Origin of the sequence: Streptococcus cristatus (assembly GCF_003943535.1) — a bacterium.
GTDB classification, from domain to species: domain Bacteria; phylum Bacillota; class Bacilli; order Lactobacillales; family Streptococcaceae; genus Streptococcus; species Streptococcus cristatus_L.
Window position 1 is genome coordinate 331,904 of record NZ_RJPU01000001.1, and the last position, 22,451, is coordinate 354,354.

Sequence of the window (22,451 nt, forward strand, 5' to 3'; positions counted from 1 at the left end):
AATGTTATCATAGTAGAAAGCTTTTTGAATTTTTAGAAAATTGTAAATAAATGAAAGGGGAAATATGGAAAGAATCCAATTAGAAACTCCTAAGTCCGGCTCGCAGCTGGTCTTGGAAACCTTGAAGAATCTTGGTGTTGATACTATTTTTGGCTATCCTGGTGGTGCAGTCTTGCCCCTCTATGATGCTATTTATAGCTTTAAAGGTATCCGCCATATTCTTGGTCGCCATGAGCAGGGGTGTGTTCATGAAGCAGAAGGCTACGCCAAGTCTACTGGGAAAATTGGTGTGGCTGTTGTAACCAGTGGTCCGGGGGCAACCAATGCCATTACTGGGATTGCCGACGCTATGAGTGACAGCGTTCCCCTTTTGGTTTTTACTGGGCAGGTAGCGACACCAGGCATTGGTAAGGATGCCTTTCAAGAAGCCGACATTGTCGGTATTACTACTCCCATCACTAAGTACAATTATCAGGTACGGGAGACGGCAGACATACCAAGAATTATTACGGAGGCCATTCACATTGCGACCACAGGTCGTCCTGGGCCAGTCGTCATTGATTTGCCAAAGGATGTCTCAGCTCTGGATACGGACTTTATCTATGACACTCAGTTGCATCTGCCAAGCTATCAGCCAACAATTGAGCCTAATGAATTACAGATTAAGAAGATTCTTAAACAGCTTTCCAAGGCTAAAAAACCTGTTCTTCTTTCTGGTGGTGGTATTAGCTATGCAGGGGCAGCAGCGGAGATGGTTGCTTTTGCAGAGCGGTATCAGATTCCAGTAGTGACCTCATTGTTGGGTCAGGGAACGATTGCGACAGATCATCCTTTGTTCTTGGGTATGGGTGGCATGCATGGTTCTTTCGCGGCTAATATTGCGATGACGGAAGCGGACTTCATGATTAGCATTGGATGTCGTTTTGATGACCGTCTGACTGGTAATCCTAAAACCTTTGCTAAAAGCGCTAAAGTGGCCCACATTGATATCGATCCAGCAGAAATTGGTAAGATCATCAGCGTGGATATTCCTATTGTAGGAGATGCCAAGAAAGCTTTGCAAATGTTGCTTGAAGAAGAGCAGGTGCACAACAATACTAGCAAGTGGATAGAAAAGGTGACACGAGACAAGGAGCGGGTACGCTCCTATGATAAGAAGGAACGAGTTGTCCAACCTCAGGCTGTTATTGAGCGCGTGGGTGAGTTGACCAAGGGCGACGCCATTGTGGTAACGGACGTTGGCCAGCACCAAATGTGGACAGCCCAGTATTATCCTTATCGCAACGAGCGTCAGCTCGTTACGTCTGGTGGTCTTGGAACCATGGGCTTTGGTGTTCCAGCAGCGATTGGAGCAAAGATTGCCAATCCTGATAAGGAAGTGGTTCTCTTCGTTGGAGACGGCGGCTACCAGATGACCAATCAAGAAATGGCCATCCTAAATATCTACAAGATTCCGATTAAGGTCATCATGCTCAATAATCATTCGCTAGGTATGGTTCGCCAGTGGCAGGAAGCCTTCTATGATGGTCGTACCTCCGAGTCAGTCTTTGACAGTTTGCCAGATTTTCAGCTGATGGCTCAGGCTTATGGTGTCAAATCCTATAAATTTGATAATCCGGAGACTATTGCTCAAGATTTGGAAGTCCTAAAGGAAGATATACCGATGTTTATCGAGGTAGATATTTCTCGCAAGGAGCACGTGCTTCCAATGGTGCCAGCTGGCAAGAGCAATCATGAGATGTTGGGGGTGAAGTTCCATGCGTAGAATGTTGACAGCTAAACTCCAGAATCGTTCGGGTGTTCTGAATCGCTTCACTGGTGTGCTTTCCAGACGTCAGGTCAATATCGAAAGTATCTCTGTAGGTGCGACCGAGGATGAAAATGTTTCTCGGATCACCATTATCATTGATGTAAATTCCCTCAATGAAGTGGAGCAGATTATCAAGCAGCTTAATCGTCAGATTGATGTGATTCGGGTGCGAGATATTACAGATCATCCTCACCTAGAGCGAGAAGTTATTTTGATCAAGGTATCGGCACCAGTTGCTAAGCGTGCAGAAATCTTGGCCATTATCCAGCCTTTCCGTGCAACGGTAGTCGATGTGGCGCCAAGCTCAATCACTATCCAGATGACGGGCGATGCAGAAAAGAGCGAAGCGCTCTTACGAGTCATCCGTCCTTACGGCATTCGCAATATCGCACGGACTGGGGCAACTGGCTTTACCCGAGATTAAATCAAACCTTTAATTTGTTAAACCAGCCTATAAGGCAATAAAAAATAGAAAAGAGAGTAAACATTATGGCAGTAACAATGGAATATGAAAAAGATGTAAAAGTAGCAGCACTTGACGGTAAAAAGATCGCCGTTATCGGTTATGGTTCGCAAGGTCATGCTCATGCACAAAACTTGCGTGATACAGGTCATGATGTGATTATCGGTGTTCGTCCTGGTAAGTCATTTGACAAGGCTAAAGAAGATGGCTTTGACACGTATACAGTAGCAGAAGCTGCTAAATTGGCTGACGTTATCATGATTTTGGCACCAGACGAAATTCAACAAGAATTGTACGAAGCAGAAATCGCTCCTAACTTGGAAGCTGGTAACGCAGTTGGATTTGCTCATGGTTTCAATATCCACTTTGAATTTATCAAAGTGCCTGCTGATGTAGATGTCTTCATGTGTGCACCAAAAGGTCCTGGTCACTTGGTTCGCCGTACTTTTGAAGAAGGCTTCGGTGTTCCAGCTCTTTACGCGGTTTACCAAGATGCGACTGGGAATGCCAAAGACATCGCGATGGATTGGTGTAAAGGTGTTGGTGCTGCTCGTGTTGGTTTGCTTGAAACAACTTACAAAGAAGAAACTGAAGAAGATTTGTTTGGTGAACAGGCTGTACTTTGTGGTGGTTTGACTGCCCTGATCGAAGCAGGTTTTGAAGTCTTGACAGAAGCAGGCTATGCCCCAGAATTGGCTTACTTTGAAGTGCTGCACGAAATGAAACTCATTGTTGACTTGATCTATGAAGGTGGATTCAAGAAAATGCGCCAATCTATTTCAAACACTGCTGAATACGGTGACTATGTATCAGGTCCACGTGTGATTACTGAGCAAGTCAAAGAAAACATGAAAGCAGTTCTTGCAGACATTCAAAATGGTAAATTTGCAAATGACTTTGTAAATGACTATAAAGCTGGACGTCCAAAATTGACTGCTTACCGTGAACAAGCAGCTAACCTTGAAATTGAAAAAGTCGGTGCGGAATTGCGTAAAGCAATGCCATTTGTTGGTAAAAACGACGACGATGCTTTCAAGATCTACAACTAAGATTGTGTGGAAAACTCAGCTGGAATCCCAGCTGAGTTTGTTTACCTCATTTGGAAAGAAAGGAAAAGGAATGTTAACAGCAAAAGATATCGTTCGTGCTCATAAGGTATTAAAAGATGTTGTTGTCAATACACCGCTTGATTATGATCATTACTTGTCAGAGAAGTATGGGGCAAAGATTTATCTTAAAAAGGAAAATGCCCAACGTGTCCGTTCTTTCAAAATCCGTGGTGCCTATTATGCCATTTCTCAGTTGAGCAAGGAAGAGCGAGAACGTGGGGTTGTCTGCGCTTCTGCGGGCAATCACGCTCAAGGTGTCGCATACACTTGTAATGAAATGCAAATCCCAGCTACTATTTTTATGCCTATCACAACTCCTCAACAAAAAATTGGACAGGTTCGTTTCTTTGGTGGCGATTTTGTTACGATTAAGCTAGTAGGAGATACTTTTGATGCTTCTGCTCGGGCGGCTATGGAATTCACACGGATGGAAAATCGGACTTTCATCGATCCTTTTGATGATGCTCACGTTCAAGCAGGCCAGGGAACAGTTGCTTATGAAATCCTAGAAGATACAGCTCGGGAGTCCATCGATTTAGACTTGGTCTTGGTACCAGTAGGAGGCGGCGGTCTTATCGCAGGAGTATCTACTTACATCAAGGAAAGCCAGCTACAAATTGAAGTGATCGGGGTAGAGGCGAATGGAGCCCGCAGTATGAGAGCAGCTTTTGAAGCAGGCGGTCCTGTCAAACTCAATGAAATTGACAAATTTGCGGACGGTATCGCAGTCCAAAAGGTAGGGGCCTCTACTTATGAAGCAACGAAGAAGAATGTAGAAACACTTATCGGGGTTGATGAAGGCTTGATTTCAGAAACCTTGATTGATCTCTATTCTAAACAAGGAATCATCGCAGAGCCTGCTGGTGCAGCTAGCGTGGCGGCCTTAGAAGTGTTGCGAGAATATATCAAAGGAAAAACTGTTTGCTGTATCATTTCGGGCGGAAATAATGACATTAACCGTATGCCTGAAATGGAAGAGCGTGCCCTTATCTATGATGGTATCAAGCATTATTTTGTAGTGAATTTCCCGCAGCGGCCAGGTGCTTTACGTGAATTTGTAAATGATATCTTAGGGCCAAATGATGACATCACTCGATTTGAATACATCAAGAGGGCCAGCAAAGGAACCGGACCGGTCCTGATTGGGATTGCCTTGGCCAATAAGCATGACTATGCGGGTCTGATCAATCGAATCGAGCATTTTGATCCTTCCTTCATCAATCTAAACGGAAATGAAACGCTTTACAATATGTTAGTCTGATCCTAAAAATATTTTAGTAAAATCCCACTTTTTAATTGCAAGTGAGTAAGGACTGTGCTAGAATATACTATATTAAATTAAGGAGATGCGCTTATGTTACTGAATTTCTTTTTCTTCTTTCTCATTTTTGTTCTTCTTTGTGGTCTATTGGCATTTAGCTCGCTTTATGTTGTGCGTCAGCAGTCTGTTGCCATCATTGAGCGTTTTGGTCGTTACCACAAGACTAGTACAAGTGGGATGAATGTTCGTTTGCCTTTGGGAATTGACAAAATCGCCGCTCGTGTTCAATTGCGTTTGCTACAAAGCGACATTATTGTTGAGACCAAGACTCAGGATAATGTCTTTGTGACCATGAATGTGGCGACTCAGTATCGGGTAAATGAACACAATGTCACGGATGCTTACTATAAACTCATGCGACCAGAAGCGCAGATTAAGTCCTACATCGAAGACGCTTTGCGTTCCTCTGTTCCTAAGCTGACCTTGGACGAGCTCTTTGAAAAGAAAGATGAGATCGCCCTAGAAGTTCAAAAGCAGGTAGCTGAAGAAATGTCGACTTATGGCTACATCATTGTCAAGACCTTGATTACCAAGGTTGAGCCAGATGCAGAAGTCAAGCAATCTATGAACGAAATCAACGCGGCTCAACGCAAGCGCGTGGCAGCTCAGGAATTGGCAGAAGCAGATAAGATCAAAATCGTTACTGCTGCAGAAGCTGAGGCTGAGAAAGACCGTCTTCATGGGGTCGGTATTGCAGAGCAGCGGAAGGCAATCGTAGACGGCTTAGCAGACTCAATTAAGGAGCTTAAAGGCGCCAATGTTGAGTTGACAGAAGAACAGATTATGTCCATCCTCTTGACTAACCAGTATTTAGATACCTTGAATAATTTTGCAGATAAGCAAGGAAATAACACGATCTTCCTTCCAGCAAATCCTGATGGAGTGGAGAGTATTCGCACCCAGATCCTTTCAGCCCTCAAAGCTAAATAAATATAGAATATTCAGAATTATTTAATTTGTTTGTTTTGGTTTTTCTAAGTTGACAAACTGTATAAAAACCATTATATTAGTATTCGAAATAAGTTAGAGAGGAGTAAGAAATGGCTAAATCAAATTTTGAAAAAGTAGAGTCAGTCGTTGGATGGGTTCGTGACAAAAAAATTACAGGTTACCGTATTAGTAAAGAAACAAACGCGCGTGAAATGTCAATTATTGCTCTTGCTCAAGGACGTGCAAAAGTAAAGAATATTTCTTTTGAAACAGCTCTTGGCTTGATTGATTTCTACGATAAGAATCATGAAAAGTTTGAAGACTAATCTTCGGAAAGTGGGGAAACCCGCTTTTTTATTTTGCGAATAAAAAAACAAGGCGGATGTATCTTTTTCCGTCTTGTTTGTTTGCTTGGTTGTTTATTTCAAGAAGCGATGTAGGAATTCCTTGGTTCGTTCTTCTTTAGGATTGGTAAAGAATTCTTGTGGAGTGCCTTCTTCTGCGATGACGCCCTTATCCATAAAGATAACACGGCTGGAAACATCGCGGGCAAATTCCATTTCGTGGGTCACGACAATCATAGTCAGGCCTTCTTTAGCCAATTCCTTCATGATTTTCAGGACTTCGCCAACCATTTCTGGGTCAAGAGCTGAAGTTGGTTCATCGAAAAGGATGGCATCAGGGTTCATAGAAAGCGCACGCGCAATAGCAACCCGCTGTTTTTGTCCACCTGAAAGTTGTTTAGGCTTGGCTTGCCAGTAGAGCTCACCCATACCTACCTTTTCCAGATTTTCTTTGGCAATCTTTTCTGCCTCAGCACGCTCTCTTTTGAGTACGGTTGTCTGAGCTACGATGGTATTTTCTAGGACATTGAGATTTTCAAAAAGATTGAAACTTTGGAAGACCATGCCTAATTTTTCGCGGTAATGAGTCAGGTCGTAATTTTCATCCAAGACATTTTTTCCGCGGTAGAGAATTTCGCCAGCAGTAGGTGTTTCGAGGAGGTTGATGGAGCGGAGAAAGGTTGATTTTCCGCTACCTGAACTTCCGATAATGGAGATAACTTCGCCCTTGTGGACAGTCAGAGAAATGTCTTTTAAGACTTGATTCTCCCCATAAGATTTTTTGAGATTTTTAATTTCTAAAATTGTTTCGGTCATTGTTTCAATTCTCCCGTCTGCATTTGGTTGGCACCTGTTGTGTAATGATCTGTGTCAAACTTCCGCTCGATGAAACGTAGGATTCGAGTGATAGTAAAGGTCAAGACGAAGTAAATGACTGCGATAATGGTGAAGGTTTGGAAATACTGATAAGTCTGAGTTGCAATGGTATTTCCTGAGAAGTAGAGCTCCACCACGGAGATAACATTCAGGACAGATGTATCCTTGATATTGATGACAAATTCATTACCAGTTGCAGGCAAAATGTTGCGGACCACCTGTGGCAGGACGACCTTGCGCATGGTTTGACCGTGGGTCATTCCGAGCGCAGTAGCTGCTTCGAATTGTCCCTTGTCAACGGCAAAGATACCACCGCGGACAATTTCACTCATGTAGGCACCAGTATTGATAGAAACGATAAAGATGGCTGCAGCTGTCCGGTCAATCGAAATGCCAAAAGCCTGGGCCGTTCCATAGTAGATAACCATGGATTGTACAATCATAGGAGTACCACGGAAGATTTCAATGTAAACATTGAGGAACCAACCGAATAGTTTTTGTAGGAAGGCTAAAGCCTTGTTTTTTGAAATCGGTGCTGTCCGATAAACCCCAATCAGCAAACCGATGAGGAGGCCAGCGATTGTCCCTGTAATGGAAATGAGCAAGGTCAAACTAGCTCCGCGTAAGAACTGCGGCCAATTCTCCTTCCAAATCTTAAAAACTTTGTTGAAGAATGTATCTTCTGCATCGTCGGTGTCAGTATCTACAGGCTGATTTTTAATCATTTGATCCATCAGTTGCGTTTGGTCATCCGTTGAGAGTTTAGCGATAGCTGCATTAGCTTGCTCGATTCGGCTGTCGTCTTTACGCATGCCGACGGCGATGGAAGCATCCTCTTCACCAACTTCAAAGCCCTCTTTGAATTGAATCATTTTGAACTTAGAGTTAGCAGCTTCAGCTGTCAGAGCTTCGGGACGTTCAGAAATGTAACCGTCAATAACACCAGATTCTAGAGCTTGACGCATTTGGGCGAAATCTCCCATGGCCGTTTCTTGCTTGGCACCTGGCAGTTGAGAAATCAGATTGTAAAGATAGACCCCTTGCTGGGAGGTGATTTTAGCATCCTTGAAGTCTTCAAGGGTCTTGGCATTGGCGTAGTTGCCGTCTTTTCGAACCAGCATAACAGGCTCACTAGTATAGTAGCTGTTAGAAAAGGCGATTTCTTTTTTCCGTTCGGCTGTTGGGCTCATACCAGCGATAATCATATCGATTTTACCAGAGGTCAAGGCTGGAATCAGTCCGTTCCAAGAAGTTTTCACAACTAGAGGTTCCTTGCCCATTTCCTGAGCAATCTTCTTAGCAACTTGGACATCGTAGCCATTGGCATACTGATTTGTTCCTTCGATTTTGACAGCGCCATTCGAATCATCATCTTGGGTCCAGTTGAAAGGGGCATAGGCCGCTTCCATCCCAATTCTGAGATAATCATCCGCCTGAGCTACGGTAAGGGTTCCAAGACAGACGAGAAGGGCTGTCAATAAGGTTAAAATGAATTTTTTCATATTCTCTCCTAGTCCTTCTAAAATAGTTCTTTCTATTCTACCGAAAAATATTCGACTTTTCAATCCTGGTAAGCCCTTACTTGAGAAAAATGCTATAATAGAATAAAGATTTAGAAAAGGACTTTGGTTTATGAAAAGGTACTTGTCAGGAATTTTCCTTCTTTTTTTGAGTTTGTTTTTTGCTGGAACGGTGTCAGCTTTAGACTATCAAATCCAGTCTTATCAAGGAGATTTGGAGATCCATGCCGATAATACAGCCACCTATACAGAAGAGGTGACCTATCATTTTGATGATGATTACAATGGCCAGATGGTGTCTTTGGGTTCGGCAGGAAAGATGCCAGAAGGCTTTGCTATTGATTCAGACCCAAAAGTTTCCGTGAAAACCAATGGAGTCGTAAAATATGACTTTGAGCCACGAGTCACAGATTTGGGAGATGGCTACGAAGTCAAGATTTACAATGCAGGTAAAGAAGGCGACACGGTCAAAGTAACAGTCACATGGAACTTGACCAATCTTCTTTTCCTCCATAAAGATATAGCAGAGCTCAAATGGACGCCGATTAGTGATTGGGAAGAGGAACTGCAAAATGTGACGATTAAGGTTTGGGGTCTGGGAACTTGGACCTTAACGGACATGTATGTTCATACAGGTTATTTTGGCCAATCGGCCATTATAGATGAAAATCGTGGTGTTTATCAGATTCAGCTATCTCATTTGCCTAGCAGGAAGAAGGTCGAACTGCATGGATATTGGCATCGACAGGCCTTGCATCAGGCAGCAGAGGATCCAAAAGCAACCGACTATCTACAGACTTTTCAAGCAGTTGAGAAAGAGATTGTAGCTAAGAGCCAGTTTTATCATCGCTTGGGAGAAGTCTATCTGCCTCTTTTGGCCTTGTTCTTGCTGGTGCTTTCGGGGATGTTTTATCTGATCTTTCGGATGAAGATTCGCCCTAGCCAAGCTTTTCCTAAAGACGCTCGCCTCTATGAAGCTCCGCAAGATCTGGCTCCTCTCATTGTAGCGGCTAATATCTTTGCTGTGGATATGAGAGAAGTCGATCCGACCAGTGGTGGACGAGCGCATTTGAAATTTGAAAATTTGGTGCAGGCGACCTTGCTGGATTTGATAGATCGAGGCTATATCGAGCTTTTAGGAACTGCAGACAAGCCAATCTTGAAACCAACTTCTAAAAAAGGTTTGTCAGAGTTTGAAGGTCAATTCTTACAGATGACATTTGGCGACCATAAACAGGCAGTTGTAGCAGACTTGTTTGAATCTTATCAGATTTCAGAAGATCTTTATAAAAATAAGAAATCAGCAGATGAAGCACGAATCCGTCAAATAGGCAATCGAATAAAAAATCGCTTTTCAACTGATTTAAACCTTTTGTCTGAACAAGTATTAAAGGAGATTCGGGAGCTAAACTTGCTGGATCACTATCGTCCTTTGAAACGGGGAGAAAAGCTTCTCTTGTGGTTGGCTCTAATGGCAAGTTTCCTTGCTTTTGGCTTGTCTCTCTTGACATTTTTTGTCTATTTGATCAAGCTAGACGGTTTTATTTGGTTCTATCTTCCACTTGCAGCTGTTGCTTCGGTGTTGACGGTTCTGCTGGGCAGAGCCTTGCAGTTATATCAGCGGGATGGTGTCTTGAGCGATGAGGGAGCCCATGATTTCTATCTCTGGAATAGCTTTGCGAATATGCTACGCTACATCGCTCGCCTATACGATACCGAGGTGGAGGGCATTGTCCTGTGGAACCGACTTTTGGTCTATGCTACCCTATTTGGCTATGCGGATCGTGTTAGTCGGGTCATGAAGCTGCGTCAGATTTCCTTGGAAAACGCGTCTATGAATACTTATCTACAATACAATCTTCATCCTATTTTCTACGCAAGTTCCCATAGTTTTTCAAATTATGGACACATTGCCTCGACGGCCAGTCATTTTTCTGTTTCATCGGGAGGCGGAGCAGGAGGTGGCTTCTCTGGTGGCGGTGGAGGCGGCGGGGGCGGAGCCTTTTGATAAAAAGCTTGCCAAAGCCTTTGAGAAAGCTTTTCCTCTCCTCCAATATGTGGTATAATAAATGTTAAAGTTGTTTTAGGAGTTATCTATGTTTATTATTGAAATTTTAAAGTCCATTATTTATGGAATTGTTGAAGGAATTACAGAGTGGCTACCCATTTCGAGTACCGGCCACTTGATTCTGATTCAAGATTTTATCAAGTATAAAAATGAAAATCCAGCCTTCATGGAAATGTTCAATGTAGTCATTCAGCTGGGAGCTATCTTAGCGGTTGTGGTGATTTATTTTGATAAGCTCAATCCTTTTAAACCAGGAAAAACAGCTCGTCAAATTCAGCTGACCTGGCAGCTCTGGGCCAAGGTAGTCGTTGCTGCTTTGCCAGCTGCAATCATCGGTCTTTTCCTAGATGATTGGTTTGAAGCGCATTTTTATAATCTGGTATCCGTTGCGATCATGCTGATTATCTACGGGGGTGCCTTTATCTATCTGGAAAAACGAGAGCAGGTGGAACCGACCGTTACGGAATTGAGCAGACTTCCTTATCAAACAGCTCTTTATATCGGTCTTTTCCAAGTCTTGTCCCTCTTTCCAGGAACCAGCCGTTCAGGTGCGACCATTGTTGGTGGTCTCTTGAATGGTGTCAGCCGACCAGTTGTGACAGAGTTTACTTTCTACTTGGGTATTCCAATAATGTTTGGTGCAAGTGGGCTGAAAATCCTGAAATTTATCATCAAGGGTAATTCTTTAGGTTTCGATCAATTATTCCTTTTATTGGTAGCGATGGGAGTGGCTTTCGGAGTCAGCCTTTATGTGATTCGCTTCCTGACAGACTATGTCAAGAATCATGACTTTACAATCTTTGGTAAATATCGGATCGGACTCGGAGTTTTGCTGTTGGTTTACGGTCTGATCAAGGTCATTATTGGTTAATCAAGGCTTGGGAAATTTTCCCAGCCTTTTCTTATTTGACCAGTTATTTTTTTGAAATAAGTTTAGAATTTTAGTATAATAGAAAGACTATGAAAGTATGAGGTTGATGAGATGGAAGTGAAACAGATTAATGATTCGACGATTAAAATCACCATCCAGTTGGAAGATCTAGAAGAACACGGAATGGAAATTGCAGATTTCCTAGTTCCCCAAGAAAAAACAGAAGAGTTTTTCTATACTATTTTGGATGAGTTGGAAATGCCGGACAGCTTTTTAGACAGTGGCATGCTGAGCTTTCGAGTGACGCCTAAGCCAGACAAGCTGGATGTCTTTGTGACGAGATCCAAGATTGATAAGAATTTGAATTTTGAAGATTTGGGAAATCTACCGGACATGGACGAGCTCAGCCAAATGTCTCCAGATGAGTTCTTAAAGACTTTAGAGAAAAATATCTTTGAAAAGAGTAAGGATGACCTTGAGGCAGTCAAATCTTTAGAAGCAGCAGAGGATGACCAGGAGGCTTCTGTAGATTCTTCAGAAGATAGGGAAGAAAATCTAGACCGTTATGTCTACTATATTTTGTCATTTACTGATTTGCAGAGTGCAGTTTCTTTCGCCAAAACGGTTGACTACCCAATAGACCTATCAGAACTTTATAAATACGACTCTGCCTACTATCTGACTATTTTGGTAGATTTGGAAGAGCAACCTGCTCTTTATCCAGCTTGGTTACTGGCTAAAATGCGTGAATTTGCTGAGGATACAGATATTACACGTTCTGTCCTACAAGAACACGGGCGTCTGCTTTTGGTGACAGAAGCTATCCAACAGTTGCAGAAAGTTGAATGCGTATGATTGCTTTTCCATTGAAGTTCATTTTGGTGCTACTAGCAACATTTGTTGTCGGAGTTTTGCTGACTCCCCTCGTTCGGCTCTTGGCTTTTAAAATGGATGCAGTCGACTATCCCAATGCTCGACGAATCAATAAAAAGCCCATGCCGAGTGCAGGCGGACTGGCAGTTGTGACGGCTTTTACCGTGGCGACTTTGGTCTTCATGCCGCAGATTGTTGGTGTCACTTTCTTTGAACAGACTTATTTTGATTATATTTGGCCAGTGGTGTTGGGGGGCTTGATTGTTGCCCTGACGGGTCTTATCGACGATATTAAAGAATTAAGTCCTCTGCTGAAGCTAGGGGGGATTGTGCTGGCTGCCTGCCTGATTTGGTGGCTGACGGATTTCCGCTTGGATGACTTTAAGATTCCTTTTGGTGGTCCCCATCTCTTTTTCCCGCCTTGGCTATCTTTCATTTTGACCATTCTCTGGATTGTCTCCATTACCAATGCGGTTAATCTCATGGATGGTTTAGACGGCCTTGTTAGCGGGGTCTCCATTATTTCCTTGCTAACCATGGGCATTGTTTCCTACTTTTTCTTACCGGGTCATAATTTATTCCTGACCCTGACCATCTTGGTTTTAGTGGCCTCTATTGCTGGCTTCTTTCCTTACAATTATCATCCAGCCATTATATATGGCGGGGATACGGGGGCTCTTTTCATCGGCTTTATGATTTCAGTCCTGTCTCTACAAGGCTTGAAGAATGCAACGGCAGTAGCGATTGTCACACCTATGATTATCTTGGGTGTGCCAATTACCGATACTTTTTTAGCAATCGTTCGTCGTACTTTGTCTGGTCAGAAATTTTATCAGCCTGACCGTCACCACCTTCACCATAGGCTCTTGTCCTTAGGATTGACACATCGGGGAACTGTTCTAGTTATCTATGGGATTTCGATGATTTTCTCTATGATTTCCCTCCTGCTAAATGTATCGACCCGCATCGGCGGACTCCTCCTCGTAATTGGTCTTTTGCTAGGTGTCGAACTCTTAGTAGAACTAATAGGTGTGCTGGGTCCACAAAGGACGCCCTTGCTCAACATTTTGCGTTTTATCGGGAACTCTTCTTATCGAGAAGAAGTTCGACAGAAAAGGCATCAAAAGAGCCGCAAACAAGAATAGTTCTAAACAAAATAAAAGCCTTTTGGGCTTTTTTTTGGTATACTAAAGAAAGCATAAATTGCCAAAAAGGAAAGGAAAACAATCATGTCTGTATTGGAAATCAAAGACCTTCATGTTGAAATTGAAGGGAAGAAAATTCTTAAGGGAGTCAACTTGACGCTGAAAACGGGAGAGGTTGCAGCCATCATGGGACCAAATGGAACAGGGAAATCTACCTTGTCTGCAGCCATTATGGGAAATCCTAACTACGAAGTAACTCAAGGAGAGGTGCTTTTTGATGGGGTTAATATCTTGGAGCTGGAAGTAGACGAGCGTGCTCGTATGGGACTCTTCCTTGCGATGCAGTATCCTAGTGAAATTCCTGGTATTACTAATGCAGAGTTTCTCCGTGCGGCCATGAATGCTGGCAAGGAAGACGATGAAAAAATCTCTGTCCGCGATTTTATCATGAAGCTGGATGAAAAGATGGAACTGCTCAACATGAAAGAAGAGATGGCTGAGCGCTACCTCAACGAAGGTTTCTCAGGTGGTGAGAAAAAACGCAATGAAATCCTGCAGTTGCTTATGCTAGAGCCAACTTTTGCGCTTTTGGATGAGATTGACTCAGGTCTGGATATTGATGCTCTCAAGGTCGTATCTAAAGGGGTCAATGCTATGCGTGGAGAGGGCTTTGGCGCTATGATCATCACCCACTACCAACGCCTGCTCAACTATATCACCCCAGACGTAGTTCATGTCATGATGGAGGGGAAAGTTGTTCTTTCTGGCGGTCCAGAATTGGCAGTCCGCTTGGAGAAAGAAGGCTATGCCAAATTGGCTGAAGAGTTGGGCTTCAACTATACTGAAGAAGTCTAGTCAAACATTCTTTTGACTTTGATAAAAGATAGGAGAATGACATGACAAAAGAATTGATTCAAGAATTTTCACAAGTTCACGCAGAACCAGCATGGTTGGCTGATCTTCGTCAAAAGGCTTTTGACAAGATTGATCAGCTAGACTTGCCAGTTATTGAGCGGGTTAAATTTCACCGCTGGAATCTGGGAGACGGACGGATTTCTGATAGCGAGCCTCTGACCAATGTGCCAGATTTCACGGCTCTTGGAGACAATCTCAAGTTTATCCAAATGGGAACCCAAACTGTCCTTGAGCAGCTGCCAGCTGATTTGGCAGAGCAAGGTGTGGTCTTCACTGATTTCCACTCTGCTTTGGAAGAAATTCCAGAGCTGGTGGAGAAGCATTTTATGTCCGCAGTCAAGTATGACGAGGACAAATTGGCGGCTTACCATACGGCCTACTTCAACAGCGGTGCGGTGCTTTATGTGCCGGACAATGTTGAGATTGACCAGCCGATTGAAGGAATTTTTTATCAGGACAGCGAAAGCGATGTTCCTTTTAACAAGCATATTTTGATTATCGCAGGCAAGCATTCCAAGGTTAACTACTTGGAACGTTTGGAAACTTACGGTGAGGGCTCTGTTCCAGTAACAGCTAATATCACTGTCGAAGTTATTGCTCAGGCTGGAGCTCAGATTAAGTTTTCTGCTATTGATCGCTTGGGCGAAAATGTAACGGCTTATATCAGCCGTCGAGGTAAGCTGGACAATGATGCCATGATTGACTGGGCTATCGGCGTTATGAACGAAGGCAATGTTGTGGCTGACTTTGACAGCGACCTTTACGGTAATGGAAGCCATGCGGATATGAAAGTAGTGGCTCTTTCAAGTGGCAAGCAAGTTCAGGGAATTGACACCCGAGTGACTAACTATGGCTGCAACTCTATCGGAAATATCCTGCAGCACGGGGTTATCCTGGAAAAAGGAACCTTGACCTTCAATGGTATCGGCCATATTATTAAGGGTGCTAAGGGTGCAGACGCTCAGCAGGAAAGCCGGGTTCTCATGCTGTCTGACCAAGCACGCTCAGATGCTAATCCAATCCTCTTGATTGATGAAAACGATGTGACAGCTGGTCACGCAGCTTCTATCGGCCAGGTGGATCCAGAAGATATGTATTACCTCATGAGTCGGGGTCTTGATAAGGCGACGGCAGAACGCTTGGTCGTACGTGGCTTCTTGGGCTCAGTGATTGTAGAAATCCCTGTTAAGGAAGTCCGTGATGAAATGATTGAAAATATCGATATTATTCTCGCAAAAAGATAAAAAGCTGGGCCTTGTCCCGTGTAAGTAGATAGGAGTCTTCATGTCTGGATTTAATGCAGAAGCAATCAAGAAAGATTTTTCCATTTTGGACCAAATTGTCAATGATGAGCCTTTGGTTTATTTGGACAATGCGGCGACAACCCAGAAACCCAAGCAGGTGCTAGCGGCTATTGAAAACTACTATCTTAGAGACAATGCCAATGTCCACCGCGGTGTGCATACGCTAGCCGAGCGAGCGACAGCGGCCTATGAAGCAGCCAGAGAAAGAGTTCGCTCTTTTATCAATGCGGCTTCTAGCAGAGAAGTCCTCTTTACACGAGGGACCACAACGAGCCTCAATTGGGTGGCTCAGTTTGCGGCTGAAAGGCTGCAGCCTGGTGACGAAGTGATGATTTCTATTATGGAGCATCATTCCAATGTCATTCCTTGGCAGGAAGTTTGTAGGAAGACCGGAGCCAAGCTGGTCTATGTCTATCTCAAGGACGGGGCTCTGGATATGGAGGATTTCCGTGCCAAGCTCAGTGAGCGAACCAAGTTTGTCTCTCTGGCTCATGCTTCCAATGTCCTCGGTGTCATCAATCCCATCAAGGAGATTGCCCAGCTGGTTCATCAGCAAGGAGCGCTTTTGGTGGTGGATGGGGCTCAATCCATTCCGCACATGAAGATTGATGTGCAGGATTTGGATGTGGATTTCTTCGCCTTTTCGGGACATAAGATGGCCGGACCTACTGGAATCGGCGTCCTCTATGGCAAGGAAGAGCTGCTGGAGCATATGTCGCCAGTCGAGTTCGGTGGCGAAATGATTGATTTCGTCTATGAGCAGGAGGCGACCTGGAAGGAACTACCTTGGAAGTTTGAGGCCGGCACTCCAAATATGGCAGGAGCAATCGGTCTTGCGGCGGCCATTGATTATTTGGAAGACTTGGGCATGGATGCCATTGCTCAGCATGAGCAGGACTTAATTGCCTACGTATTTCCTAAGTTGCAGGCGGTGGAAGGCTTGACCATTTATGGTTCTCAGGATTTGGCCCAGCGCTCAGGCGTGATTGCCTTTAATCTGGATGGTCTCCATCCGCATGATGTTGCGACGGCTCTAGACTATGAGGGAGTGGCTGTTCGGGCGGGTCACCATTGTGCTCAGCCTCTGCTTACCTATCTGCAGGTGCCAGCAACTGTGCGGGCCAGCTTTTACATCTACAATACCTATGCGGATTGCGACAAGCTGGTGGATGCTTTAGAAAAGACAAAGGAGTTTTTCAATGGCGCTTTCTAAGTTAGACAGTCTTTACAAGGCGGTTGTGACCGACCACTCAGCTTACCCCCATCATCATGGTAAGTTGGAAGATGTGGAGCAAGTAGTTCTCAATAACCCGACCTGTGGTGATGTTATCAGCCTGTCTGTGAAGTTTAATGATAAAGATGAGATTGAGGATATTGCTTTTGTTAATTCTGGCTGTACCATCTCTACGGCTTCGGCCAGCATGATGACGGATGCGGTTCTGGGCAAGACAAAAGAGCAGGCGCTGGAGTTAGCGGAAGTTTTCTCACAGATGGTTCAGGGCCAAGAAGACAGTCGCCAGAAAGAATTGGGCGATGGCGCCTTTTTAGCAGGCGTTGCCAAATTCCCGCAGCGGATTAAGTGTGCGACCTTGGGCTGGAATGCCCTCAAGCGAGCAATTGAAGAAGATAAAAAGTAAGAATGTGAAAGGAAATTATGTCAGAAGAAAGAGTAGAACCAAAACCGATTGATCTCGGTGAGTATAAGTTTGGTTTCCATGACGATGTTGAGCCTGTTCTCTCAACAGGGAAAGGGCTGAATGAAGCGGTTATTCGTGAGCTCTCTGCAGCCAAGGGTGAACCAGAGTGGATGTTGGATTTCCGCCTCAAATCCTACGAGGTTTTTAAAAAGATGCCGATGCAGACTTGGGGGCCGGATTTGTCGGAAATTAATTTTGATGACTTGATTTATTACCAAAAGGCCTCTGATAAGCCTGCTAGAAGCTGGGATGAAGTGCCTGAGAAGATTAAGGAAACCTTTGAGCGGATTGGGATTCCAGAAGCAGAGCGAGCTTACCTGGCTGGTGCAGCTGCCCAGTATGAGTCCGAAGTGGTCTACCACAATATGAAGGAAGAGTTCCAAAAACTTGGAATTGTCTTCACAGATACAGACTCAGCTCTCAAGGAATATCCAGAATTGTTTAAGCAGTATTTTGCTAAGTTGGTTCCGCCGACAGACAACAAGTTGGCTGCACTTAACTCTGCAGTTTGGTCTGGTGGTACCTTTATCTATGTTCCAAAAGGTGTTAAGGTAGACATTCCGCTTCAAACCTACTTCCGTATCAACAATGAAAATTCCGGTCAGTTTGAACGGACCCTGATTATCGTTGATGAGGGAGCAAGTGTTCACTACGTAGAAGGATGTACAGCGCCTACTTATTCAAGTAACAGCTTGCATGCTGCTATTGTTGAAATCTTTGCCTTGGATGGAGCTTATATGCGTTATACAACCATTCAAAACTGGTCTGATAATGTCTACAACCTTGTAACCAAACGAGCGCGGGCTATGAAAGATGCGACGGTTGAGTGGATCGATGGAAACTTGGGCGCCAAAACAACCATGAAGTACCCATCTGTTTACCTTGATGGAGAAGGGGCGCGTGGTACCATGCTTTCTATTGCCTTTGCCAATGCTGGTCAGCATCAGGATACAGGGGCTAAGATGATCCACAATGCGCCACACACTAGCTCGTCTATTGTTTCCAAGTCCATTGCCAAGGGCGGAGGTAAGGTAGACTACCGCGGACAAGTGACTTTTGCTCGCAATTCTAAGAAATCTGTCAGCCATATCGAGTGTGATACTATTATCATGGATGACTTGTCTGCCTCAGACACCATTCCATTTAATGAAATCCACAACTCGCAGGTAGCTTTGGAACACGAAGCCAAGGTTTCTAAGATTTCTGAAGAGCAGCTCTACTACCTCATGAGCCGTGGCTTGTCAGAATCCGAAGCGACTGAAATGATTGTCATGGGCTTTGTCGAGCCTTTCACCAAAGAACTGCCGATGGAATATGCAGTTGAGCTCAATCGCTTGATTAGCTATGAAATGGAAGGATCTGTCGGATAAAAAGAGGCATTGGCCTCTTTTTAATTGTGAATAAATCTTTGCTTAAGCAAAGTGTTTAAAAGATTCAGAGGACCTGTTAAACAGTAGCGGAATACTCGATTGCTAGTTAACCCTCAAAGAACTTTTTTGATTACGTTAAACGTTTACGACTATACAAATAACCGCGAATCAATTGATTCGCGGTATTTCTTTTATAACTTCTCATTGACGAAGCGGACAAAGTCGTTCCACCAGACTTTAAAAATAATAGCTTTTTCAACCTTTTTTTCTGTAATCATAGAAATAGAAGTTTTCTTATTTTCGATGTAGCCCTGGCCGATTGGCTCAGAATCTGTATAAGTGAGGGTACCTACTACACTACCCTTTTTCAAAGGTGCCCGCAGCTCCTGTGGACTTGGAGTAAAGGTAACTTTATGTTCAGCCTGATTGGCTATCCGTTCTAGGATTACCAAATCCTCACTAGCAACTGCAGCGACCTTATCCTCTTGGCTGTCTCTAACAGCTACTTGGGAGTTGTTGTATCTTTCCCCTTTTTTGACCAAGACTGTCGGAGAAAAATTTTGCGTAACGTAGGTCATTAGGCTAGATGTAACGCCAAAACGGGTATTAGGGTCGTTATCTTCCTGTGCGACTCCTAAAACAACTGTGATCAATCGTATCCCTTTTTCACTTGTCACACCGACAAATGAAACACCACTCTGCTCAGATCCTCCTGTCTTCAAACCCTTCACTCCTGTCCGAAAACTAGGAGAGCCTTCCAACATTAAATTGGGATTTTCTAGTTGGATTCCTGCAAAATTCACATGAGATTTAGAAGTGACGCCAAGGACCTCTGGGTAGTCATCGATCAGATGTGAGGCAATCACAGCTATATCATAAGCACTGAACTTATTGACAGTCTCTTGTTTTTTCTTGCTTTTAGAATTCTCTGCGGACTCCTCTTCGTTATTGGTAGTTTCTAGCGAACCATCTAGTAAACGAATATCCGTACCAGTAGCATTTACAATGATTGCATCAGAAATATTCCATTCCTTGAGTTTGGCTTTCATCATCTTGACAAAATTTTCCTCACTTCCACCAACTTTTTCTGCCAGAGCAATAGTGGCGCTGTTGGCACTGGCCAAAAGAGAGGCATTCAGTAAGTCCTTTACTTTGTAGCGTCTCGCTTCCAGAGGCAGGTTCGCAATAGAGGGATTTACTGTCAGCTGGTAAGCATAATCAGAAATATCAACCTCAGTTTCTAGGCTCAGTTTGCCATCAGCAATGGCCTCGTAAACCAGATAAGCAGTCAAAATGTTAGTAATAGCACCGACTTCTAGTGGGCTTGTAGCCTCCTTTTCATAGAGGATTTTTCCTGAGTTTGCATCGACAGCAATGGCGCTTTTAGCGGCAATTTCATAGTCATCTGCCAGAACAGGCTTGGCAATCAGACCAAAGAATAGCAGTAGGAATACAAAAAGTTTTTTCATTTCTTTCCCCTAGATTAGTAATAAATCTATTGTAACATAAAAAAGCCGATATTTTTGATAATCCTATTCAAGAATCCTTGTAAAATATTGAACAAATTTTTATTTATAAGATTTTCTGCATGTTTATGAAAATATATGAAAATGCATAAAAATTTTCCTATACTTTGTTTCAATAAAAATAAGAAAAATGTATAGGATTTTAAAATTTTCTTAAATAAGACTTGTATTTGTCTAAAAATGATGTATAATAATACATAATCTAAAGAAGGAGATCTGCTCATGAAAAAATCTAAATGGTTGGCTATTACTGGTTTGGTTGCAGCATCAGCGCTATTCTTAGCTGCTTGTGGCAAGTCAAGCACTAGCTCGGCAAAGACATATTCTTATGTCTACAATACAGATCCAGATACATTGGATTATGTAAACTCCAATCGTTCCTCCACTTCTGACGTTATTGCCAATTTGGTCGACGGTCTTTTAGAAAATGATCAATATGGGAATCTTATCCCTTCATTGGCTGAAGACTGGACTGTGTCTAAAGACGGCCTGACTTATACTTATAAGTTGCGTAAGGACGCTAAATGGTACACAGCAGAAGGTGAAGAGTATGCTGCTGTCAAGGCACAAGACTTTGTAACAGGGCTTAAGCACGCTGCAGATGAAAAATCAGAAGCATTACCAATCGTGCAAAACTCTATCAAAGGCTTGGATGCTTATATCAAAGGGGAAAGCAATGATTTCTCTACTGTAGGTGTCAAGGCAATCGATGACTATACAGTCCAATACACCCTGAATCAACCAGAAAGCTACTGGAATTCTAAGACAACGATGGGCATTCTCTTCCCGATTAACGAAGAATTTCTGAAGAAAGAAGGCAAAGACTTTGGTACCGTGAAACCTTCCGGTATCCTCTACAATGGTCCATATGTATTAAAGTCATTTACTTCTAAGTCTGTTATCGAATATTCTAAAAACCAAAACTATTGGGACAAGGACAATGTGAAGATCGAAGATGTCAAGCTGACTTACTACGATGGTTCTGACCAAGAGTCGTTGATCCGTAACTTTACTGATGGTGCTTATACACAAGCTCGTCTCTATCCGACTAGCTCAAACTACGCATCAGTAGAAAAGAAATACAAAGACAACATCATCTTTACTCCACAAAATTCAACTAGCTATTTCTATGCCTTTAACTTGAATCGTCAGGCTTATAGCCACACTTCTAAGACAGATGCCCAAAAAGCTGCCAGCAAAGAAGCGATTCAAAATAAAGACTTCCGTCAAGCAATCAACTTTGCTTTTGACCGTAAATCCTTTGGTGCCCAGATGAATGGTAATGAAGGAGCAACGAAAATTATCAGAAGCTTGCTTGTGCCTCCTAGTTTTGTGCAAGTAGATGGCAAGGACTTCTCGGATGTCGTTGAATCACAGTTGGCTTCTTATGGCGATGAATGGCAAGGTGTCAAATTAGCTGATGCCCAAGATAGCATCCACAACCCAGATAAGGCCAAGGCAGAATTTGCTAAAGCAAAAGAAGCTATGCAAGCACAGGGAGTTGAATTCCCAATTCATCTAGATGTACCAGTTGACCAAACTGATAAAATCATGGTGCAGCGGACCAACTCCTTCAAACAATCTGTTGAGGCAGCTCTAGGCCAAGAAAACGTTGTGATTGACGTGCATCAAATGTCATCAGACGATTTTGATAACTCTACTTACTTCGCAGAAACAGCTGCCCAAAAGGACTATGACCTCAATATGTCTGGTTGGTCAGCAGACTACCAAGACCCAGTGACTTATCTGAATATCTTTAACCCAGAGACAGGGGATATCTTGGATAATATTGGTCTGACAAAAGGTCAAAACCAAGACCTTGCTTCCAAGGTTGGTTTAACGGACTACAAAGCGCTTTTGGATCAGGCAGATGCAGAAAAGCAAGATACCAATGCTCGCTATACGAAATATGCAGCAGCGCAGGCTTGGTTAACAGATAGTTCCATTGTGATCCCATCTATTTCTGCAGGCGCTTCACCAATGGTCCAAAAGGTCGTACCATTTACCAAAGCTTACTCTTATGTAGGTATCAAGGGTGATGTCTATGTATTTAAGGGAATGGAGCTTCAAGATAAGGTTCTGACAGTAGCTGATTATCAAAAAGCTTTGAAAAAATGGGAAAAAGAAAAAGAAGAATCAAATAAAAAAGCTCAAGAAGACTTAGCAAGTCACGTTAAGTAACAGAAAAGGAGAGTGGGACAGAAATCGGTAATTGGTTAGAATTCGATTTCGTCGTCCCACCTCCGCACAGTTGAGTAGGGCTGTAAAAGCTGATGAAATCAGCGTAGTAGAGCCCACTCAACCACTGC

The 22,451-nt window shown here is 43.4% G+C and carries 19 protein-coding genes; 16 read left to right on the forward strand and 3 right to left on the reverse strand.

The annotated features are described in order from the left end of the window. Positions 1 to 64 precede the first annotated feature (64 nt). From D8790_RS01815 to D8790_RS01840, 6 genes are all read left to right on the forward strand, one after another. Positions 65 to 1,765 carry an acetolactate synthase large subunit gene (locus D8790_RS01815; RefSeq protein WP_048766450.1) on the forward strand — a complete coding sequence of 567 codons (1,701 nt, stop codon included), beginning with the start codon at positions 65 to 67 and terminating at the stop codon, positions 1,763 to 1,765. Beyond that, entirely contained in the window at positions 1,758 to 2,234 is a 477-nt protein-coding gene (gene ilvN, locus D8790_RS01820; RefSeq protein WP_005591757.1) for an acetolactate synthase small subunit, read from the forward strand. The genes D8790_RS01815 and ilvN overlap by 8 nt, the downstream gene beginning before the upstream one ends. A gap of 65 nt (positions 2,235 to 2,299) precedes the next feature. Further along, a complete protein-coding gene (gene ilvC / locus D8790_RS01825) occupies positions 2,300 to 3,322 on the forward strand; it encodes a ketol-acid reductoisomerase (RefSeq protein ID WP_125387369.1) in 1,023 nt (340 codons plus the stop codon). 70 nt (positions 3,323 to 3,392) lie between these two features. After that, the gene (gene ilvA, locus D8790_RS01830; RefSeq protein ID WP_125387370.1) at positions 3,393 to 4,643 is read left to right on the forward strand and encodes a threonine ammonia-lyase IlvA; all 1,251 of its coding nucleotides are present in this window, start codon (positions 3,393 to 3,395) and stop codon (positions 4,641 to 4,643) included. Positions 4,644 to 4,736: 93 nt separating this feature from the next. Beyond that, entirely contained in the window at positions 4,737 to 5,633 is an 897-nt protein-coding gene (locus D8790_RS01835) for an SPFH domain-containing protein (RefSeq protein ID WP_048766446.1), read from the forward strand. Between the two features lie 110 nt (positions 5,634 to 5,743). After that, positions 5,744 to 5,959: a capsule biosynthesis transcriptional regulator gene (locus D8790_RS01840; protein ID WP_001130035.1), complete on the forward strand. Its 216-nt coding sequence runs from the start codon at positions 5,744 to 5,746 to the stop codon at positions 5,957 to 5,959. A 93-nt stretch (positions 5,960 to 6,052) separates the two neighbouring features. Here D8790_RS01840 and D8790_RS01845 read toward each other — a convergent pair whose 3' ends face one another. Both D8790_RS01845 and D8790_RS01850 read right to left on the reverse strand, forming a co-directional pair. Next, a complete protein-coding gene (locus D8790_RS01845; protein ID WP_005591761.1) occupies positions 6,053 to 6,793 on the reverse strand; it encodes an amino acid ABC transporter ATP-binding protein in 741 nt (246 codons plus the stop codon). Beyond that, on the reverse strand, positions 6,790 to 8,355 hold the full coding sequence (locus D8790_RS01850) for an ABC transporter substrate-binding protein/permease (protein WP_125387371.1): 1,566 nt from the start codon (positions 8,353 to 8,355) through the stop codon (positions 6,790 to 6,792). The genes D8790_RS01845 and D8790_RS01850 overlap by 4 nt, the downstream gene beginning before the upstream one ends. A gap of 190 nt (positions 8,356 to 8,545) precedes the next feature. On the opposite strand from D8790_RS01850, the gene D8790_RS01855 reads away from it, so the two are divergent. From D8790_RS01855 to sufB, 9 genes are all read left to right on the forward strand, one after another. Then, positions 8,546 to 10,381, forward strand: coding sequence for a DUF2207 domain-containing protein (locus D8790_RS01855; RefSeq protein ID WP_260470254.1), 1,836 nt, complete (start codon positions 8,546 to 8,548; stop codon positions 10,379 to 10,381). 88 nt (positions 10,382 to 10,469) lie between these two features. Next, complete coding sequence (locus tag D8790_RS01860) at positions 10,470 to 11,312, forward strand: undecaprenyl-diphosphate phosphatase (protein ID WP_125387373.1); 843 nt, start codon at positions 10,470 to 10,472, stop codon at positions 11,310 to 11,312. Between the two features lie 111 nt (positions 11,313 to 11,423). Next, positions 11,424 to 12,167, forward strand: coding sequence for an adaptor protein MecA (gene mecA / locus D8790_RS01865; protein ID WP_125387374.1), 744 nt, complete (start codon positions 11,424 to 11,426; stop codon positions 12,165 to 12,167). Next, positions 12,158 to 13,330 carry a glycosyltransferase family 4 protein gene (locus D8790_RS01870; RefSeq protein WP_125387375.1) on the forward strand — a complete coding sequence of 391 codons (1,173 nt, stop codon included), beginning with the start codon at positions 12,158 to 12,160 and terminating at the stop codon, positions 13,328 to 13,330. The genes mecA and D8790_RS01870 overlap by 10 nt, the downstream gene beginning before the upstream one ends. An 84-nt stretch (positions 13,331 to 13,414) precedes the next feature. Then, positions 13,415 to 14,185, forward strand: a complete 771-nt coding sequence (sufC, locus tag D8790_RS01875) for a Fe-S cluster assembly ATPase SufC (protein WP_125387376.1) — start codon at positions 13,415 to 13,417, stop codon at positions 14,183 to 14,185. A 41-nt stretch (positions 14,186 to 14,226) separates the two neighbouring features. After that, the gene (gene sufD, locus D8790_RS01880; RefSeq protein WP_125387377.1) at positions 14,227 to 15,489 is read left to right on the forward strand and encodes a Fe-S cluster assembly protein SufD; all 1,263 of its coding nucleotides are present in this window, start codon (positions 14,227 to 14,229) and stop codon (positions 15,487 to 15,489) included. 40 nt (positions 15,490 to 15,529) lie between these two features. After that, positions 15,530 to 16,762 carry a cysteine desulfurase gene (locus tag D8790_RS01885; protein WP_125387378.1) on the forward strand — a complete coding sequence of 411 codons (1,233 nt, stop codon included), beginning with the start codon at positions 15,530 to 15,532 and terminating at the stop codon, positions 16,760 to 16,762. Continuing rightward, positions 16,749 to 17,186 (forward strand): Fe-S cluster assembly sulfur transfer protein SufU, encoded by a 438-nt coding sequence (gene sufU / locus D8790_RS01890; RefSeq protein ID WP_125387379.1) that lies wholly within the window; start codon positions 16,749 to 16,751, stop codon positions 17,184 to 17,186. Before D8790_RS01885 ends, sufU begins: the two co-directional genes overlap by 14 nt. 17 nt (positions 17,187 to 17,203) lie before the next feature. Continuing rightward, positions 17,204 to 18,616 carry a Fe-S cluster assembly protein SufB gene (sufB, locus tag D8790_RS01895; RefSeq protein ID WP_125383452.1) on the forward strand — a complete coding sequence of 471 codons (1,413 nt, stop codon included), beginning with the start codon at positions 17,204 to 17,206 and terminating at the stop codon, positions 18,614 to 18,616. 191 nt (positions 18,617 to 18,807) lie between these two features. Here sufB and pbp3 read toward each other — a convergent pair whose 3' ends face one another. Further along, positions 18,808 to 20,085: a D-alanyl-D-alanine carboxypeptidase PBP3 gene (pbp3, locus tag D8790_RS01900; protein WP_125387380.1), complete on the reverse strand. Its 1,278-nt coding sequence runs from the start codon at positions 20,083 to 20,085 to the stop codon at positions 18,808 to 18,810. A 279-nt stretch (positions 20,086 to 20,364) separates the two neighbouring features. Between pbp3 and D8790_RS01905 the strand changes: the two genes are divergently transcribed. Next, positions 20,365 to 22,323, forward strand: coding sequence for a peptide ABC transporter substrate-binding protein (locus tag D8790_RS01905; RefSeq protein ID WP_185761886.1), 1,959 nt, complete (start codon positions 20,365 to 20,367; stop codon positions 22,321 to 22,323). Positions 22,324 to 22,451 lie beyond the last annotated feature (128 nt).

What these genes read in the sequence shown, in the direction of transcription:
- D8790_RS01815 (WP_048766450.1), top strand. Translation starts at nt 65, where the DNA reads ATGGAAAGAATCCAATTAGAAACTCCTAAGTCCGGCTCGCAGCTGGTC.
- ilvN (WP_005591757.1), top strand. Translation starts at nt 1,758, where the DNA reads ATGCGTAGAATGTTGACAGCTAAACTCCAGAATCGTTCGGGTGTTCTG.
- ilvC (WP_125387369.1), top strand. Translation starts at nt 2,300, where the DNA reads ATGGCAGTAACAATGGAATATGAAAAAGATGTAAAAGTAGCAGCACTT.
- ilvA (WP_125387370.1), top strand. Translation starts at nt 3,393, where the DNA reads ATGTTAACAGCAAAAGATATCGTTCGTGCTCATAAGGTATTAAAAGAT.
- D8790_RS01835 (WP_048766446.1), top strand. Translation starts at nt 4,737, where the DNA reads ATGTTACTGAATTTCTTTTTCTTCTTTCTCATTTTTGTTCTTCTTTGT.
- D8790_RS01840 (WP_001130035.1), top strand. Translation starts at nt 5,744, where the DNA reads ATGGCTAAATCAAATTTTGAAAAAGTAGAGTCAGTCGTTGGATGGGTT.
- D8790_RS01845 (WP_005591761.1), bottom strand. Translation starts at nt 6,793, where the DNA reads ATGACCGAAACAATTTTAGAAATTAAAAATCTCAAAAAATCTTATGGG.
- D8790_RS01850 (WP_125387371.1), bottom strand. Translation starts at nt 8,355, where the DNA reads ATGAAAAAATTCATTTTAACCTTATTGACAGCCCTTCTCGTCTGTCTT.
- D8790_RS01860 (WP_125387373.1), top strand. Translation starts at nt 10,470, where the DNA reads ATGTTTATTATTGAAATTTTAAAGTCCATTATTTATGGAATTGTTGAA.
- mecA (WP_125387374.1), top strand. Translation starts at nt 11,424, where the DNA reads ATGGAAGTGAAACAGATTAATGATTCGACGATTAAAATCACCATCCAG.
- D8790_RS01870 (WP_125387375.1), top strand. Translation starts at nt 12,158, where the DNA reads ATGCGTATGATTGCTTTTCCATTGAAGTTCATTTTGGTGCTACTAGCA.
- sufC (WP_125387376.1), top strand. Translation starts at nt 13,415, where the DNA reads ATGTCTGTATTGGAAATCAAAGACCTTCATGTTGAAATTGAAGGGAAG.
- sufD (WP_125387377.1), top strand. Translation starts at nt 14,227, where the DNA reads ATGACAAAAGAATTGATTCAAGAATTTTCACAAGTTCACGCAGAACCA.
- D8790_RS01885 (WP_125387378.1), top strand. Translation starts at nt 15,530, where the DNA reads ATGTCTGGATTTAATGCAGAAGCAATCAAGAAAGATTTTTCCATTTTG.
- sufU (WP_125387379.1), top strand. Translation starts at nt 16,749, where the DNA reads ATGGCGCTTTCTAAGTTAGACAGTCTTTACAAGGCGGTTGTGACCGAC.
- sufB (WP_125383452.1), top strand. Translation starts at nt 17,204, where the DNA reads ATGTCAGAAGAAAGAGTAGAACCAAAACCGATTGATCTCGGTGAGTAT.
- pbp3 (WP_125387380.1), bottom strand. Translation starts at nt 20,085, where the DNA reads ATGAAAAAACTTTTTGTATTCCTACTGCTATTCTTTGGTCTGATTGCC.
- D8790_RS01905 (WP_185761886.1), top strand. Translation starts at nt 20,365, where the DNA reads ATGAAAAAATCTAAATGGTTGGCTATTACTGGTTTGGTTGCAGCATCA.